The 15763-nt window shown below is 35.3% G+C and carries 14 protein-coding genes; 9 read left to right on the top strand and 5 right to left on the bottom strand.

Features of this window, described 5'->3' with window-relative positions; translation table 11 throughout:
• The first annotated feature begins 161 nt into the window (after positions 1-161).
• From LZQ00_RS10375 to LZQ00_RS10360, 4 genes are all read left to right on the top strand, one after another.
• Entirely contained in the window at positions 162-3248 is a 3087-nt protein-coding gene (locus LZQ00_RS10375; protein ID WP_234509214.1) for a SusC/RagA family TonB-linked outer membrane protein, read from the top strand.
• Positions 3249-3266: 18 nt separating this feature from the next.
• Positions 3267-4985: a RagB/SusD family nutrient uptake outer membrane protein gene (locus LZQ00_RS10370; RefSeq protein ID WP_234509213.1), complete on the top strand. Its 1719-nt coding sequence runs from the start codon at positions 3267-3269 to the stop codon at positions 4983-4985.
• Positions 4986-5150: 165 nt separating this feature from the next.
• Complete coding sequence (locus tag LZQ00_RS10365) at positions 5151-6803, top strand: glycoside hydrolase family 32 protein (protein ID WP_234509212.1); 1653 nt, start codon at positions 5151-5153, stop codon at positions 6801-6803.
• Positions 6804-7142: 339 nt separating this feature from the next.
• Positions 7143-7745, top strand: coding sequence for an SMI1/KNR4 family protein (locus LZQ00_RS10360; protein ID WP_234509211.1), 603 nt, complete (start codon positions 7143-7145; stop codon positions 7743-7745).
• A 24-nt stretch (positions 7746-7769) separates the two neighbouring features.
• Here the strand turns inward: LZQ00_RS10360 and LZQ00_RS10355 are convergent, their stop codons facing one another.
• Positions 7770-8702 carry a helix-turn-helix domain-containing protein gene (locus tag LZQ00_RS10355; protein WP_234509210.1) on the bottom strand — a complete coding sequence of 311 codons (933 nt, stop codon included), beginning with the start codon at positions 8700-8702 and terminating at the stop codon, positions 7770-7772.
• A 149-nt stretch (positions 8703-8851) separates the two neighbouring features.
• Between LZQ00_RS10355 and LZQ00_RS10350 the strand changes: the two genes are divergently transcribed.
• Together LZQ00_RS10350 and fdhA are read left to right on the top strand one after the other, a co-directional pair.
• Positions 8852-9253, top strand: coding sequence for a GlcG/HbpS family heme-binding protein (locus LZQ00_RS10350; RefSeq protein ID WP_234509209.1), 402 nt, complete (start codon positions 8852-8854; stop codon positions 9251-9253).
• Positions 9254-9315: 62 nt separating this feature from the next.
• Positions 9316-10506 (top strand): formaldehyde dehydrogenase, glutathione-independent, encoded by a 1191-nt coding sequence (gene fdhA / locus LZQ00_RS10345; protein WP_234509208.1) that lies wholly within the window; start codon positions 9316-9318, stop codon positions 10504-10506.
• Between the two features lie 180 nt (positions 10507-10686).
• On the opposite strand, the gene LZQ00_RS10340 is transcribed toward fdhA, so the two are convergent.
• Complete coding sequence (locus LZQ00_RS10340) at positions 10687-10932, bottom strand: hypothetical protein (protein ID WP_234509207.1); 246 nt, start codon at positions 10930-10932, stop codon at positions 10687-10689.
• On the opposite strand from LZQ00_RS10340, the gene LZQ00_RS10335 reads away from it, so the two are divergent.
• Positions 10920-11600, top strand: coding sequence for a hypothetical protein (locus tag LZQ00_RS10335; RefSeq protein WP_234509206.1), 681 nt, complete (start codon positions 10920-10922; stop codon positions 11598-11600). The two genes, LZQ00_RS10340 and LZQ00_RS10335, sit on opposite strands and share 13 nt — an antisense overlap.
• Positions 11601-11673: 73 nt before the next feature.
• On the opposite strand, the gene LZQ00_RS10330 is transcribed toward LZQ00_RS10335, so the two are convergent.
• Positions 11674-12702 (bottom strand): hypothetical protein, encoded by a 1029-nt coding sequence (locus LZQ00_RS10330; RefSeq protein ID WP_234509205.1) that lies wholly within the window; start codon positions 12700-12702, stop codon positions 11674-11676.
• Between the two features lie 667 nt (positions 12703-13369).
• Here LZQ00_RS10330 and LZQ00_RS10325 point away from each other — a divergent pair.
• Complete coding sequence (locus tag LZQ00_RS10325; RefSeq protein WP_234509204.1) at positions 13370-13828, top strand: hypothetical protein; 459 nt, start codon at positions 13370-13372, stop codon at positions 13826-13828.
• A gap of 210 nt (positions 13829-14038) precedes the next feature.
• Positions 14039-14392, top strand: a complete 354-nt coding sequence (locus LZQ00_RS10320; protein WP_234509203.1) for a hypothetical protein — start codon at positions 14039-14041, stop codon at positions 14390-14392.
• Here LZQ00_RS10320 and LZQ00_RS10315 read toward each other — a convergent pair.
• Both LZQ00_RS10315 and LZQ00_RS10310 read right to left on the bottom strand, forming a co-directional pair.
• The gene (locus tag LZQ00_RS10315; RefSeq protein WP_234509202.1) at positions 14320-15282 is read right to left on the bottom strand and encodes a hypothetical protein; all 963 of its coding nucleotides are present in this window, start codon (positions 15280-15282) and stop codon (positions 14320-14322) included. The two genes, LZQ00_RS10320 and LZQ00_RS10315, sit on opposite strands and share 73 nt — an antisense overlap.
• Positions 15283-15424: 142 nt before the next feature.
• Positions 15425-15733, bottom strand: a complete 309-nt coding sequence (locus LZQ00_RS10310; protein ID WP_234509201.1) for a hypothetical protein — start codon at positions 15731-15733, stop codon at positions 15425-15427.
• Between the last annotated feature and the right edge of the window lie 30 nt (positions 15734-15763).

Here is a 15763-nt window from a genome sequence, read left to right as displayed (position 1 = left end):
ATAAACCAACCAATTATAAACTTAATCAATTAATATGAACAAAGAAGGTACTTTGCCACCCTAACATGAGGGAAATTTTAGCGCTCAAACTAACCAAATAAGGATATGACGTTGCTACAACTGTCACATCTTACCTTTCACAACTAAATTATAACAAGGAAATGAAAATAAGCTATTTTCTAATACTCCTGATAACGTGCCTCTTTTATCAGAACCTGAACGCACAAAACAACATAACCGTTACCGGGTCGGTAAAAGACAACAAAGGAGAGACATTGACTGGTGTAGGAATTTTGCTCAAAGGAACCAAAATCGGCGCCAGTACTAATGACCAGGGTCAATATTCCCTAAGTGTTTCAGGTAATAATCCCATATTGATCATTTCTCATATCGGATTTCTTACTCAGGAAATTACAGTAAACAATAAAACAAAAATCGATATTACTTTAGAACCGGATTCTAAAAACCTGGAAGAGGTTGTGGTAACCGGTTATCAGAAAGAACGCAAGAAAGATATAACAGGAGCGGTAAATGTTGTTGATGTATCAAAAATTAAGGATATTCCTTCTGGTAATCCTATAAAATCACTTCAGGGAAGGGTTCCTGGTGTGTTAATTACAACTGATGGCTCACCAACAGGGGCGGCTACGGTAAGGATTCGTGGAATTGGAACCTTGGGTAATAACGACCCTTTATATGTTATTGATGGAGTGCCTACGAAAAGTGGTATGGATCAGCTAAATCAAAACGACATTGAATCAATCCAAGTGTTAAAAGATGCATCATCTGCCACCATATATGGTTCAAGAGCTGCAAATGGTGTAATTATTGTCACTACCAAAAAAGCAAAGAAAGGTTTTTCTAAAATTGATTTTAATGCATCAACCTCTTTACAGGGCTATGCAACCAAACTTAAAACATTAAATGCTGAAGAAAGAGGCAGGGCATACTGGCAGGCAGCAGTAAATGATAAAGCTAACCCAAACAACAATCAGATTTATCAGTATGACTGGAATAATAATGTTGACAATCCGATACTTAACCGCGTAATTTTTCCGGAATATATTGATGGTGCAAAAACAATGAAACCAGCAGATACGCATTGGTTTGATGAAATTGCACAAAATTCTATTATTCAATCTTATGATGTTGCATTATCTAATGGTGGCGAGAAAGGAAATACTCTTTTTTCAATGGGATATTATGATAACCAAGGGATAGTGAAAGGATCAAGAAGTCAAAAATATACAGCTAGATTTAATTCGGATTATAATTATTTGAATAACAAGTTAAAAGTCGGCGAGAATTTCTCCGCAAGTTATATCAAGAATGCGCTTATTCCTACCAGTGATATTTTATTTGCTTCGTTGGTTCAACAGCCGATTGTTCCTGTACATACAGTTTCTGGTGGATGGGGTGGTCCTGCTGCTGGGATGACTGACAGACAAAACCCAGTTAGGCTAATTGAAGATAATGCTCAGAATAAAATGAAATTTTTCAGAGTATTAGGAAATGCATACGCCGATTATCAGATTATTCCTAACTTAAGTTTCAGGACAAATTTTGGTATAGACTATAATGGTACCTATCAGCGTTTGTTGAAAAAGTCTTATGCTTCAGGTTTTTTGGTTGATCCAGCAAATCAGGTAACCAATTCACAAAACTATCAAGGAAATGTAATCTGGCAAAATACATTAAATTATAAAATTGTCAAAAATAACCATAATGTTGAGGTATTACTGGGCCAGGAATATATCAAAAATATTAATCAGGAATTTTCTGCCAGCAAACAAGGATTAGCCTTAGAAAACATTGATTATGCCTATTTAAATGCAGGTTCAACCAATACTTTAAATGGTGGTAGCGGTGCTGGTAATACTTTACTTTCTTATTTTGGAAAGGTTAATTACAGCTATAACGATAGATATATTGCATCAGTAACTTTGAGAAGAGATGGTTCATCACGTTTTGGTAAAGAAAACCGCTATGGAACATTTCCGGCTTTTTCATTAGGATGGAGAGCCAGCGAAGAAAAATTTATTAAGGATCTTGGATTATTCTCTGATTTAAAATTAAGGTATGGATGGGGACGTTCTGGAAATCAGGAAATACCAAATAATGCACCTCTTTCACTTTATTCAGCAATTTATGGTACAGACCCGACATGGGATTTCGACCAAGGTACCGCCTATGATATTAGTGGTGCGGGTACCGGACAACTTCCATCAGGATTTAAACTTATTCAACAAGGTAATGATAACCTGAAATGGGAATCGTTAAGCGAATCTAACTTTGGTATTGATTTTGGCCTTTTGAGCAATAAAGTTACGGGTTCAGTAGATTATTTCATTAAAAAAACTTCTGATATTCTAATTAGTCCAGCTTATCTTGCTGTATTGGGAGATGGTGGCAATCAGTATAGTAATGGAGCGTCATTACAAAATAAGGGGCTTGATGCCATTCTTACCTATGAAGATAAGATTGGAAATGACCTTAGCTTTAGTTTAACTGGTAATTTTTCGCTTTATAGAAATCAAGTAACTTATTTGCCTAAAGATGTTTTGGCTTCTTATCCAGGTAATGGTTCCGATAAAAATGTATTAGGAAGACCAATCAATTCTTATTTTGGTTACATCGCAGATGGATTGTTTACCTCGCAGGCAGAAGTAGATGCTTATGCTAACCAACCAGGTAAAGGACTTGGCCGCATCAAGTATAAAGATTTGAACAATGATGGGGTAGTTAACGATCTTGATCGGGATTTTATAGGAAGTAACAGTCCAAAATTTACCTACGGCCTTAATGTTTCATTAACTTATAAGAACTTTGATATGAGCTTTTTTCTTCAGGCTATCCATGTTGACGTAGTAAATGAATTTAAAACCTATACCGATTTCTCTTCTTTGTGGACAGGAACTAACTGGGGAAGTAGAACGTTAGAAGCATGGTCTCCATCTAACCCAGGTTCAACTATTCCGGCATTAACGCTTGTTGATAGGAATAATGAAGGTAGATTTTCTACTTATTTCATTGAAAACGGCTCTTACCTAAAATTACGAAACCTACAAATTGGCTACAACCTAAAAAAAGCATTCAATATGAAAATTCAAAACTTTAGGGTTTTTGCTCAGGGAAGCAATTTATTTACGATTAAGAGCAAATCCTTTACCGGAACTGATCCAGAAATTCCAAATTATGGATTTCCAGTACCAGTTGTTGGAACTATTGGACTAAATATTACACTGTAAAATATATTCGTTATTAAGATGAAAAGGATATTCTATATGCTAACACTTTTTTGCACGATATTATGTTCGTGTCAAAAAACTCTTGATGAACCTGCGCAGGGCGTAGCTTCAGGAGATGACTTAAATACCCCTGAAAATATTGATAAAATGGTGATTGCCGCTTATTCAGCATTAGGAAACGATCACTACACCTCGCCATATTCGAGTATGTGGTCTTATGGAAGTGTTCGTGGAGGCGATACCTATAAGGGTGGGGATGGACCTGGCGATCTTTCCGAGTTCCATTTATTTGAAACATTCTCTCTAAACAGACCAGATAATGCATTAATTGACCAACTTTGGTTTAGATTGTATGTTGGTGTAGGAAGAGCTAATGATGCTTTGAGAAGAGTGGATGCAATTCCTGAAAGTGATTATCCTAATAAAATGCAACGCCAAGCAGAACTTAGGTTTTTAAGAGGACACTTCTATTTTCTTTTGAAAATTTTGTTCAAATATGTGCCTTATATTGATCAGAATGTACCAAAGACTGATTATCCAACGATTTCAAACAAGGCACTGAGTAATGATACGCTATGGAATAAAATTGCAGATGACTTTAGAGCTGCGGCGGCTAATTTACCTGTAGATCAAACAGATAAAGGTAGAGTGAATAAGTTTTCTGCAAAAGCTTACTTGGCAAAAGTGCTTCTTTATCAGGCTTATACCCAAAATGAAACCAATGCAGTAAGCAGTGTTGATGCAGCTAAATTAAACGAGGTTAATGCTTTATGCGATGAAATTATTGCTTCTGGTAAATTTAATTTGAGTTTAGATTTCGCAAATAACTTCCTTGCCTCTTCAGAAAATAGTACTGAATCTGTTTTTGCCATCCAGTACTCGAAAGATGATGGTACACCTAAAGGTCGGTTAGACTATGGACATGCGCTGAACTATCCGATGAACTCAGAATATGGTTGCTGCGGTTTTAATGTTCCAAGTCATGATTTAATCAATGCCTTTAAAACTGACGCAAATGGATTACCACAATTTACGACTTACAATAATACGGATGTAGCAGCAGCGTTGGATTTTCAAACCAGCTCGTTTGACCCACGTTTAGACCATACAGTTGCAAAACCTGGTGCACCATTCAAATATAAACCTACTTTTATTTTTGCACGTTCTTGGGCACGTGCTCCTGCCATATACGGTGCTTTTGCCAGTATGAAAGAAGCAGTTCTTCCAGATGATCCATCTTTTCAAAAAATCCCACCTTTTATTGGCAGTTCAAAAAACTGGGAAATTATTCGTTATGCAGATGTATTGTTATGGAAAGCTGAGGCATTGATAGAATTAGGACGATTTATAGAAGCCGTTCCGCTTATCAATCAGATTAGAAATAGATCTAATGCAAGTAAAGCATTATTAAAAAATGCCAATGGAACTCCGACTTCTAACTATAATGTACAGCTTTATCAACCAGGGGTTAACTGTACCTGGACTCAGGATTACGCCAGACAGGCCCTTCGATTTGAAAGAAGACTGGAGTTTGCTACAGAAGGCTATCATTTCTTTGATTTAGTAAGATGGGGCATTGCTTCTCAAACGATGAATGCATATTTTACAACAGAGAAATCAAGGGTTTCTCATCTTGCCGATGCAAAATTTACGCAAGGAAGAGATGAATATTTTCCAATCCCATTAAATCAGATTAACTTTAGTGGAGGTGTATATAAACAGAATAATGGCTGGTAATACTATTAACAGCTGTTCAGAGAAATTTCTCTGAACAGCTGTTTTAGCTTAAATATAAAATCAGATACATATCGTGATTGCAAGATATGAAATCTATCTGCAGCTGCCAGATAATCCTAAAGCATTTTTTTATGACTTATCGACAGTTTAAGACTACTTTTCCGAATGTTCGGAACATCGGACAGGAACCTCCAGACTTTTGCCACAAATCCTGGTAAAGAAGTTAATATGAAAGCGTGGAAGATGGAACTCTATCTGGAAATGAACGAATTAAAACACATGAATATGAATAAGAAATTTTTAAAACTTGTTTTTAACATCTTGGTAGGGTGTATTTTTAGCTTAAATACAACGACTGCTCAGGAGCAGATACCTTTGCAAGGTGAAGCACATCGCCCTCAATTCCATTTTTCTCCTAAAGCGCATTGGATGAATGATCCAAATGGAATGGTATACTACAAAGGCGTTTATCACCTTTTTTATCAGTATTATCCTAATGGTACAGTATGGGGACCCATGCACTGGGGTCATGCAACAACCAAAGATTTCTTTCATTGGCAGGAGAAACCTATCGCTCTTTATCCTGATAGTCTAGGTTATATTTTTTCGGGAAGTATCGTGATGGATGAGCACAATACTTCCGGATTAGGCAAGGAGGGAAAAGCGCCTATGGTCGCAATTTTTACACACCACGATCCAAAGCTGGAAGAGAAAAAAACAAATAATTTCCAGAACCAAAGTATAGCCTATAGTCTGGATGAAGGAAACACATGGACTAAATATTCTGGTAATCCGGTATTACGAAATCCGGGTATCACAGATTTCCGTGACCCTAAAGTGATGTGGTATGAAGCCGGAAAGAAATGGATTATGACGCTAGCTACTAAAGACCGGATTACCTTTTACTCCTCTAAAGATTTAAAAGATTGGAAGAAGGAAAGTGAGTTTGGAAATAACCTTGGGGCACATGGTGGCGTATGGGAATGCCCCGATCTTTTTCCACTGGAATATCAAGGTAAAACAGTTTGGGTATTACTTGTCAGTATAAACCCAGGAGGGCCAAACGGAGGTTCTGCAACCCAATATTTTACAGGAAGTTTTGACGGAAGTAAATTTGCAACCGATTCAAAGTCAAAAAAATGGATGGATTATGGAACTGATAACTATGCAGGTGTTACCTGGTCAAATACCGGAAATAGAAAAATCTTCATTGGTTGGATGAATAACTGGCAGTATGCAAACCAAGTGCCGACAAAGAACTGGAGAGGTGCGACAACAATTGCCAGAGATTTATATCTGTATCAAAACGCGGGAGATTTTTATGTGCAGTCTATTCCTGTCAAAGAAATGAATGTCCATTTAAAACCGGTTTATAAAAAGAAATCTTTAACACTAAACAAGGAGATCGATCTGTCCGATTACACGAAGGATCTAGGAGGAAGGATGAAGCTTGACTTTACTTTCAATACTTCTGAGAATGTTCAGCTTGTACTGAGTAATAAAGGAGGACAAAAGCTTCTGGTTGGTTATGATTATCAGACAAAAACCTATTATATTGACAGAACTCATGCTGGTGTCTCAGATTTTGAAAAAGGATTTGCAAAAAAGCACACTGCACCAAGAATAGCTAGTACCACGTATGCGAAAGTTAGTCTGATCCTGGATGTTGCATCCGCAGAACTTTTTGCTGACGATGGTTTAACAGTAATGACGGATGTATTTTTCCCTGGAACTTTAATGAACAGCGTCCATTTTCCAGAGAATAAAAATCAGAAAATAAGCAATCTGGTCTTATCTGCTATTCCATCATTTCAATAGTTAATCGATATGATCGTGGACTGTAAACAGGAGCAAAGGCTCATTTATCATGGGAAAATACACAAGTATAACTATGCTATTGATCAAAGATAATATAGTCATTTAGGTCTTATTGGAATCCAGAAATTCTTCTGTTTGAAATAAAAGTAGAAGGTTGAGATATTTGATCTCATTTTAACTAAAATCAGATTAATTGCGGAGAATAACTATCATATTCTCCGCTTTTCTTGCGTTTAATAAGTCGTATATTTATTGCACAATGCAAATTATGAGCTGGATTTGTAAAACTGAATTTAATATTTCGTTATTTACACACTTTGCGGAACATTACCAAGACTTATGAAGTGGCTATATAAAAAAGACTTGAGAGATACCAGTTCTATCCAAAAAGTAGAACAAACATTAGGAATTAATTTTCCATTAGATTATCAAAAAGTAATTTTAGAACATAATGGGGCAACAGCATCTCCCAATACCATCAATACATCAAGACAAATAGGAAAAGCATTTGGTGAGCTTCTAAACTTTAATTTAGACTCAGAAGAAAATATCCTTTCCTTGTATGAAGAATTAAAGAATAAAATTCCTGAAAAAGTATATCCAATCACGATGGATCCAGAAGGGAATTTTTTATGCTATGATTTTAGAGATGATCAAAATAATCCTAAACTCGTAAGATGGGATCATGAACAAAAATTTATAATTCAAGATAAGAAATTGATCATTGAAGACTATGATAAAGAATCAGATTATTATCATGTAGACTTTGTTGCTAATAGTTTTACAGAAGTACTTGCAGAATTATATGGTGAAGATATAGAAGAATCTAATAGTTGGGATAAATTTCAAGATGAAGAAAAATTAAAACAATTTTCAGGTGAAGATTTAACTCAAATAAATAGAATTAGAGCTTTGCAAGGTTTACCACCAATTGAAAAATAATAATTTTGAATTACTGCTTCCTGATCATCTCTCCCTGATCTGTCGAAGAAAGTCGCCTGGTCTGACTCCAGTAAAGAATCTGAATACCTTGTCAAAATAACTCACATTGCTGAATCCCGATTGGTAACAGACTTCCGAAATGTTTACTCCCGGTTGGCACATTAACCGTTTAGACAGCTCGATTCGCTGGTGGTTAATATAATTGATGGGTGATGTATTGTGGACATCTTTGAAATGTCTAAATACAGATGCTTTGCTACCCGTTGCTATTTTAGCAAGATCTTCGACTGTGATCTTATCCGTAATATGGTTTCGGATATAGGCCTCCATTCGCAGCATAGGATCTGGCTTATGAAAATCATTTTCTTTTATTGAGGGTAGCGATTGGGTTTGCATTACCCGCACCAGTAGGGTTTTCAATGTTAGGTCAGCAAGCGCATCCTTGCCTATATCATCTTCCATACTGATAGAAATAAGCCTATTGAGTGTAGCCGTCAGCATCTGGTTGTTATTGAAATGATAATTCTTGAAATCAAGTTTCCACATTTTTCCATCTTCTCTGGAATATTGCTCATTAAGCCGATCAATGCATGCATTGACGACATCCCAATGCAACATCAACGTAGCACACTGTACAGGGTTGAAACTGTCGGCATCTGGAAAATTCGCTTTCATACTGACACCAGAAGGTATCATGATAGAAGTCCCCGGAAGAAAATCAAACCCAGGTTCTTGTCCATAATGCATCACTTTTTTGCCACGCATCATACTCGTGATAACAAGTCCTTCATAGCTAAGATGAACACTTGTACATCGGGTAAAAGTCTCAAAGATACTCAACTCAAGATTTTTAAGCGTATAGACTTTCCGATGCTCTACCAAGGAATCAATGGTACTGGTATCACTCAAGTTGATGGGCTGTAAATAGTGTTTCTGATCCATAAATGAGCCATTCATACTTATAAATATACAAAAGTATTTTCTTACCCCTTACTAAGTGATAGTATTATTTTATCAATTGATAGGATTGTGTCACACTGCTCGAAATGTTGTTGGTAAATTTATAATAATCAAACAATTATAAAACATTTAAAAAACAAAAGACGATGAGTATCACCTTAGAGCAAGCACAAAAAGCAGTGGCCGCTGCCATTGCTAAAGCAAAAGAAATAAATACAAAAATGAATATCGCTGTAGTGGATGCTGGTACCAATCTGGTAGCCTTTGCGCATATGGATGATGCCTGGCTAGGTTCTATTGACATTTCTCAAAAGAAAGCCCGCACAGCCCGCTATTTTAATATGGATACAGGAGAGATCGGCAAATTGTCTCAACCTGGAGGTTCATTGTACAACATAGAGCATTCCAACAATGGTCTGATTACTTTTCCTGGAGGCGTATGCATAAAAGATGCTGCAGGTAACATTGTTGGTGCGATTGGTGTAAGCGGTTCCACGGTAGAAGACGACCATCTTGTGGCTTCTGCTGGAGCATTGGCTGCATTTTAATTCTATTTTTGAACAAGGTATATGCTATCGTTTGACGGGCATATACTCTAAAACAATTTGTTATGTGTAAAAATCATGCAGTAGTATATTTAGAGCCTGGTAAAGTAGACATACAAGAGATCGACTATCCCAAGTTGGCATTGGGTAATCGGAAATGTGAACATGGTGTTATCCTGAAGGTGGTATCTACCAATATCTGTGGTTCTGATCAGCATATGGTGCGAGGTCGTACCACAGCCCCTAAAGGATTGGTTCTTGGTCACGAGATTACAGGGCAAGTTATAGAGATTGGACGTGATGTAGAGTTTATAAAAGTAGGGGATATTGTATCCGTGCCGTTTAATATTGCCTGCGGACGATGCCGTAACTGTAAAGAAGGTAATACAGGTATCTGCCTGAACGTAAATCCCGCTCGTCCTGGTGCCGCTTATGGTTATGTAGATATGGGAGGCTGGGTAGGAGGACAAAGCGAATATGTGATGGTTCCCTATGCCGATTTCAACCTGTTGAAATTTCCTGACAATGAACAAGCTCTGGCTTATATCCGAGATCTAACCTTACTCTCTGATATTTTCCCTACCGGATTCCATGGCGCTGTAACAGCAGGTGTAGGTCCAGGAAGTATTGTATATGTTGCAGGAGCAGGACCAGTAGGTCTAGCCTGTGCGGCAAGTTGTCACCTGTTGGGGGCTGCGGTGGTTATTGTTGGTGATATGATAGAAGAACGTCTTGCTCAAGCAAAAAGCTTTGGTTGTGAAACCATTAACTTAAAAGACCCCACACCATTGGAAGAGCAAATTGCAGCTATTGTGGGGGTACCAGAAGTAGATAGTTTTGTTGATTGTGTAGGTTTTGAAGCGCGTGGGCATGGGGGTGATGCAGGCGAAGAACATCCGGCTACCGTACTGAACCAAGCGATGGCAATTACTCGTGCTGGAGGAGCTATAGGAATCCCAGGATTGTATGTTACAGAGGATCCCGGAGCCAAGGATAGTGCCGCAAAAGTGGGTAGTTTAAAAATTAGAATAGGGTTGGGCTGGGCCAAATCTCATTCGTTTCATACAGGGCAATGTCCAGTGATGAAATATCACCTCAGGTTGATGAATGCTATTCTACACGATAAGATTAAAATCGCCCAAGCGGTGAATGTACAGGTGATCAACCTCAAAGATGCTCCAAAAGGTTATAAAGACTTTGATAACGGTGTCGCGAAAAAATTTGTTATTGACCCACATGGTATGATTGCTGTATAATCCACGTTTGATAGAAATGAAATATTCATCCTTTTTATAAGTATTGATACATGATATGAAAACCTTCCTGCATACGTATCCAGAAAGATTTTTTTTAAATTCATGTAGGAAATAATACCTTATAATACAGCAAAATTTAAGTTTCGTGTTTCGATCTATAACTATTCAAATGTTATTCTCTTAATTACTTGTAAATTTCTCTATTAACCAATGATCTTTTTCTTTCACTAAATCAAATACTATGGTTACCGTATAATCTCCTTGATTTCCTGTTACAATTACTTTTGCAGAATTTGTCGTAATTTCTTTTTCAATATAATTATAAACCTTTTTATCGTTTCTATATTTTTCTCTTTCAGATTGTGCTATATTTTCTTCGAAATTTTTAATATTGTCAATAAAATATCCAACCAATGATAAGAACACTAGTCCTGATCTGTTTTTTAGCAATATTTTATTCCTGTACGGAAAAAAAGAATACAGACAAGAAGGAACAAGTAAGTTCAAAAATAGATACTATACTTGTAAAGAAGAAAAATAAGCTGGAAGGGTTTAACGAAGACTATATGACAAAATCATATAGCTATTATTGGGTCACTGTAAATGATACTGCAGATATTGTTATCAATGCCTACGAACGTAAAGAAGATAATACTTTACATCTGGTAGTTGATCAACGGAAAATGGTTTTGTTTAATAGCGTTATTGACAAACTCAACCAATCTATTCCTAAGATAAAAGAAGATTTTGATTGGACAAAAATCGGTTCCATATTCCTTAATGCACCTGTTTATTACCCTGATTTGGCAAATGCTTTATCGAAAGAATACGAACAAAAATTTGGTAGGAAAGCGATAAGCTATGAGAAACTAAATCAATTTCTTTTGCAATCGTCACTCAACACACAACTCAATAATTTTTTAAATCCATTTGATAAGAAAACTGAAAGCTACGGCATTGAGAAATTCCACTTTTTAGAAAAGAAAGATTATTCATCTATTTTTTCAGATAGTGATCTATCTGTATATCCTGAATTTACTCTTCATGGTATGGGAATTTATGTACAGATAACAACTGACAAAAGTCCGAAGTAATATTGTTCATCGTTCAGAAGCATATTTTGCTAGAAAGAATTACTTCTGAACGATGAACAATATTAAAAATTTACTACTTCAAATTATTAACCAATTTTATTAAATCGTCCTTATCCGTAACTTTCAGTTCATCTAGGCCAAATTCATAAGTTCCATCTTTTGAAATTTCAACAGACTTGATCGAATAGGCAAGTTTTCCTGCGCTTTCGGACACAAAGATAATATGTACCTTAAAACCGATCGGAACAAAACCATAATGTTCGGTAAAATACTTTCCACTGGTATCATATAAATCCAATTTTGCCAACAAATTCGGCTGATCCTCATAGCTTAAGTATACAGCGGAATTTTCTCCATTATAGCCAGAAGGCACTTTTACCTTAATCTGTGTCTTTGGACGACTGTCTGAGTAGAAACGATCCACATTGGTCCATCCAAAAGAGCCACTCAATATATCGTATGTTCCGTATTCTCCATTTATGACAACCTCAGTTTCCAGATTAGGAGCCTCTACATTAGGAGTGTCTACTTTAATTTCGGGAAAAAGCTCTGGGTTATTGACATCAAAATAGGTAAGATCTCCTTTATCATCGATAAAACCTTTCCACAATTTCATTCCATTGTCTATAGCTCCTGTATTCTTGGCTGGGATACGGACATGGAATGAACATCCAGGATGAAGAACTTTATTGCCTTGCTTAATTTCTAGATAATACTGACCTCCAGTAACCAAAGGCAATGTCTGTGTTTGATTATTGACCCCCATCAAGGGTTTGTCGGCCATCAAGATATTGCCTCTGTCATATAGTTCAATAAAGTTTAAGGTTACCTGCCCTGTAACTAAAGTTTGATTCTGGTCGTATAAACAATTCGGATCCAATTGTACAACGGCTCCACCTTTGGAAGTGAAATCTACTCCTGATTCTGCAGGAAAGTTTTGAGTCTGATTTTTGCTATCGAGGAAATCTGAATGCAATGCCACAAAGCCATGCTTTGTGGGTGCTTGGATTTTTAAATCGGTCTTCTCTTTGCTACAAGATAGCAAAAGGGACATGCTCACAAGGAATATACCTCCTGATGTCCATAAATTTTTCTTTTTCATGTAATTTTTAAATAGTTTAGTTTGTATAATAAGTTTATTAATTTTTGAAGAATAAAAGTTAATAAATAGTAAAACAAATTTAATATGTGGAGTTTTTACGACATAATGTAAACTTTTTTAAGCATAAGCTTATTTCTTAGAAATTTTCACCCCTAGCTTCAGGATTTGTTCTGTCTTCGTATATTGAAGTGTACCATCCTGCAATGTTCTACTAATATGACAACTGTCTTTTTTTTTATCAATACCGCTCTTTAATAGGATTTGAAGACTATCAATATGATTCGACAGGGTCCAAACGACAAGAGCTGCACCCTCACCATAACACGATAAAAATCATTCTCCTCACATTGCAAATGTACAAAAGCTGTGTACGTTATTACATCTCTGACAAGTGGAAATTAAAAACATATATTTTATATTGAATTGATATGTAGTGTATTATGTTTGTGTGTAGACATTTTGTAGTGATTGGATATTTTTATTGTAGGTGTTTTGAGGTGGTTATAAATCCAGGTTCAAAAACAAGGAACTAAGGATGAGTTAAACAAGTTGTAGTATAATGGTTACACATCTATATATTAACTATATCTGGGATTGGATAATGAGCGGAATTAATTTTTTTTAGTAAACTTTTAAAGAAGGTATAAGAATATTGAGTTGTGTTAAGATGAAAAATATCATTGTTTTATTCATAATACTATTAACCGGATTTGCTTCTAAAGGACAAGAAAGAAAGCTTTCAATTGGAGACAATGTGATTGTTAAAAGCAACTATCGTGTCAATAAGCAAGGCGCAAATAGTTTTTACGTGCAAAATATAACCGATAGCGATATCCCTAAACATGATGTTCACAGAAATGCTATTAATGAGGTGGTATTATCAAATAAGAACGCAATTATTGATATTTTTAGAAGTTCACTTAACAAAAAAATTAAGAGAGCAACACGAAAAGGAAAAATAGTTGTTTCACTGTATGTGGACAGTTTCGGAGATGTTATATCTATAAGTTATTCATTGAACAAGTTGTCATTACTGTCACTAGAGGAAATAAACAGTGTGAATAAAAGATTACAATACAAAAATCTTTTTCAAGTTTCGAAAGCATTTAAAGGTATGGTCATCTAATTCTTATTGATCAAGTGATAGATCTGGGAAAAATTTAATTAAATTTTGAAAGGGATTTTGTATTTTTTCGCAGACAAGCATGAAATGTCTGATGGATTGAATATTTGAGACTAAAAAATTATAGGTAGCATGCGAATATATAGTACAATACTTTTTTTATTATTTCAATTAATAAGCTGTCAAAGCAATACAAAAAATTCTGATGGTCATTTGAAAAAAATAGACAATAAAGAACAAAGCATATCAAAACCAGTCACTGCTTCATTACTTGAAGATTGGACAGGAATTTATATGAATTCTGATGATCAGAAACTAACTTCTTTTAAGGAAATAAAAAATAAAATTGGCTGGTATGAGTTGATAATAAGTCCAACGGAAATCATTTTCAGTAATGATAGCAGGATGGAAAGTGAATTTCCAACAGCATCTCCTGGAGGATATGCAATCAATTACAAGTGTGATTATCACATTTCTAACGATACAATAAAACTTTATGAGAAGAAAGAAGATGATGCTAAGTCATCCATTGTTTCATTTTTGCTTTTCCCAATTACCATGACATGAAGTGATGTCCTGAAATTACTATCTTCAATAGTATATACGAGATTGCCGATATCAAATATTTCTATCAAGCTCTCACCTTTTGGGGTATGAAATGCACCGAATTTGAAAAGATTTTTTCCATTAGTCCAATTGGACATTTCTTTTAATAAGATGTTTTTCATCAGCTGGACCCTTAAATGATGATTTCTATTTAAATAAATTTCCCGACTTAATTTCAATGCTTCAATTTGTTGTCTTTCATGAGAAGAAAGGTCTAAGGTTAGTAACAAATTAATTTTGTCTAAACAGTCTTCGGAAAACAAATATCTTTTCTTTTTATCTTGCAAGGATAATTCTTGAGCTTGATGAAGCATTTGCATGTAAATTTCTCGTGCTCTATTATTTTTAGAATTTTCATTCAGCTCAGAAATAATCAGGTTACTAGCATATAGACTTATTTGTTCAACACCAAACGTCTTTATTCCACTTTGAACAATTTTCTTATACAAACTGAAATCCTCTTCAATTTGTAAAAATGAAAAATTAGAATTGTATTCTTTTACAAATTCGTGGAGTTTTTCAGATGATAATGATTTAATTTTAGAGGCTATTATTTGCGTTGAAAACGGATCTATTTCTTGAAAATAATTGTCGAATTTAACAGCATCAATGATGGCATTCGTGAAATAAGGAATCTCTTTTGTAAAATGAGTTTCTCCTAATAATACAGAATTTGCATTGTTAATTTCTGTCAATAAAATTTCCCAACCTTTCCCTTTAAAAGACCTGTTCTTGCCTTCCATTTCAAAAGTATGATAGTTCTTTTGAATGATGCTGTCCATTAAGTTACCCTGGGCGTTGGTAATATTGTAAAAGCAATTTAATAAGAACAAAAAAATAATTTTCTTCATTTTCATCTTTTTGTTAAAGACGTCTTTACCATCAAAATGTTACATGAATGCCGAATTTTTTATAAGATCATGAGACTTCTAGACAGAAGGAATTTATTTGTACAATCAGGTTATGAAGATTTGATTCCACTATAGACCCCAATTAACTTGAACTTACATGTCGGAGTGCTGATACAGCATATGCTGTCCATTTTTCTTTATGATCATAAGAAACTTGTACCCATTCTTTCATTGGTCTTTTTTTACCAGACGGATCAAATAATTGTGATCCATCCAAACGGAGCGCTTCTGTATGTATATCTCCCGAAAGTTTAAAAACCATTTCGTTTTGAAAAAAACACACAAAAGCCTTATTGCCAATTTTGAAACAAGGCTTTCCAAACATTTGGCTCTGTACCGTGTCTTTTAGACTTTGTGCTATTGAAATATATAGAGCTTCCTGTTGTGTCATCTGTTAGATAAATCTTAAAAATATAAAAAG

Source organism: Sphingobacterium sp. SRCM116780 (assembly GCF_021442025.1).
Taxonomy (GTDB): domain Bacteria; phylum Bacteroidota; class Bacteroidia; order Sphingobacteriales; family Sphingobacteriaceae; genus Sphingobacterium.
The sequence above is the reverse complement of the archived record's forward strand: the minus strand, read 5'-3'. Positions and strand labels throughout refer to the sequence as shown.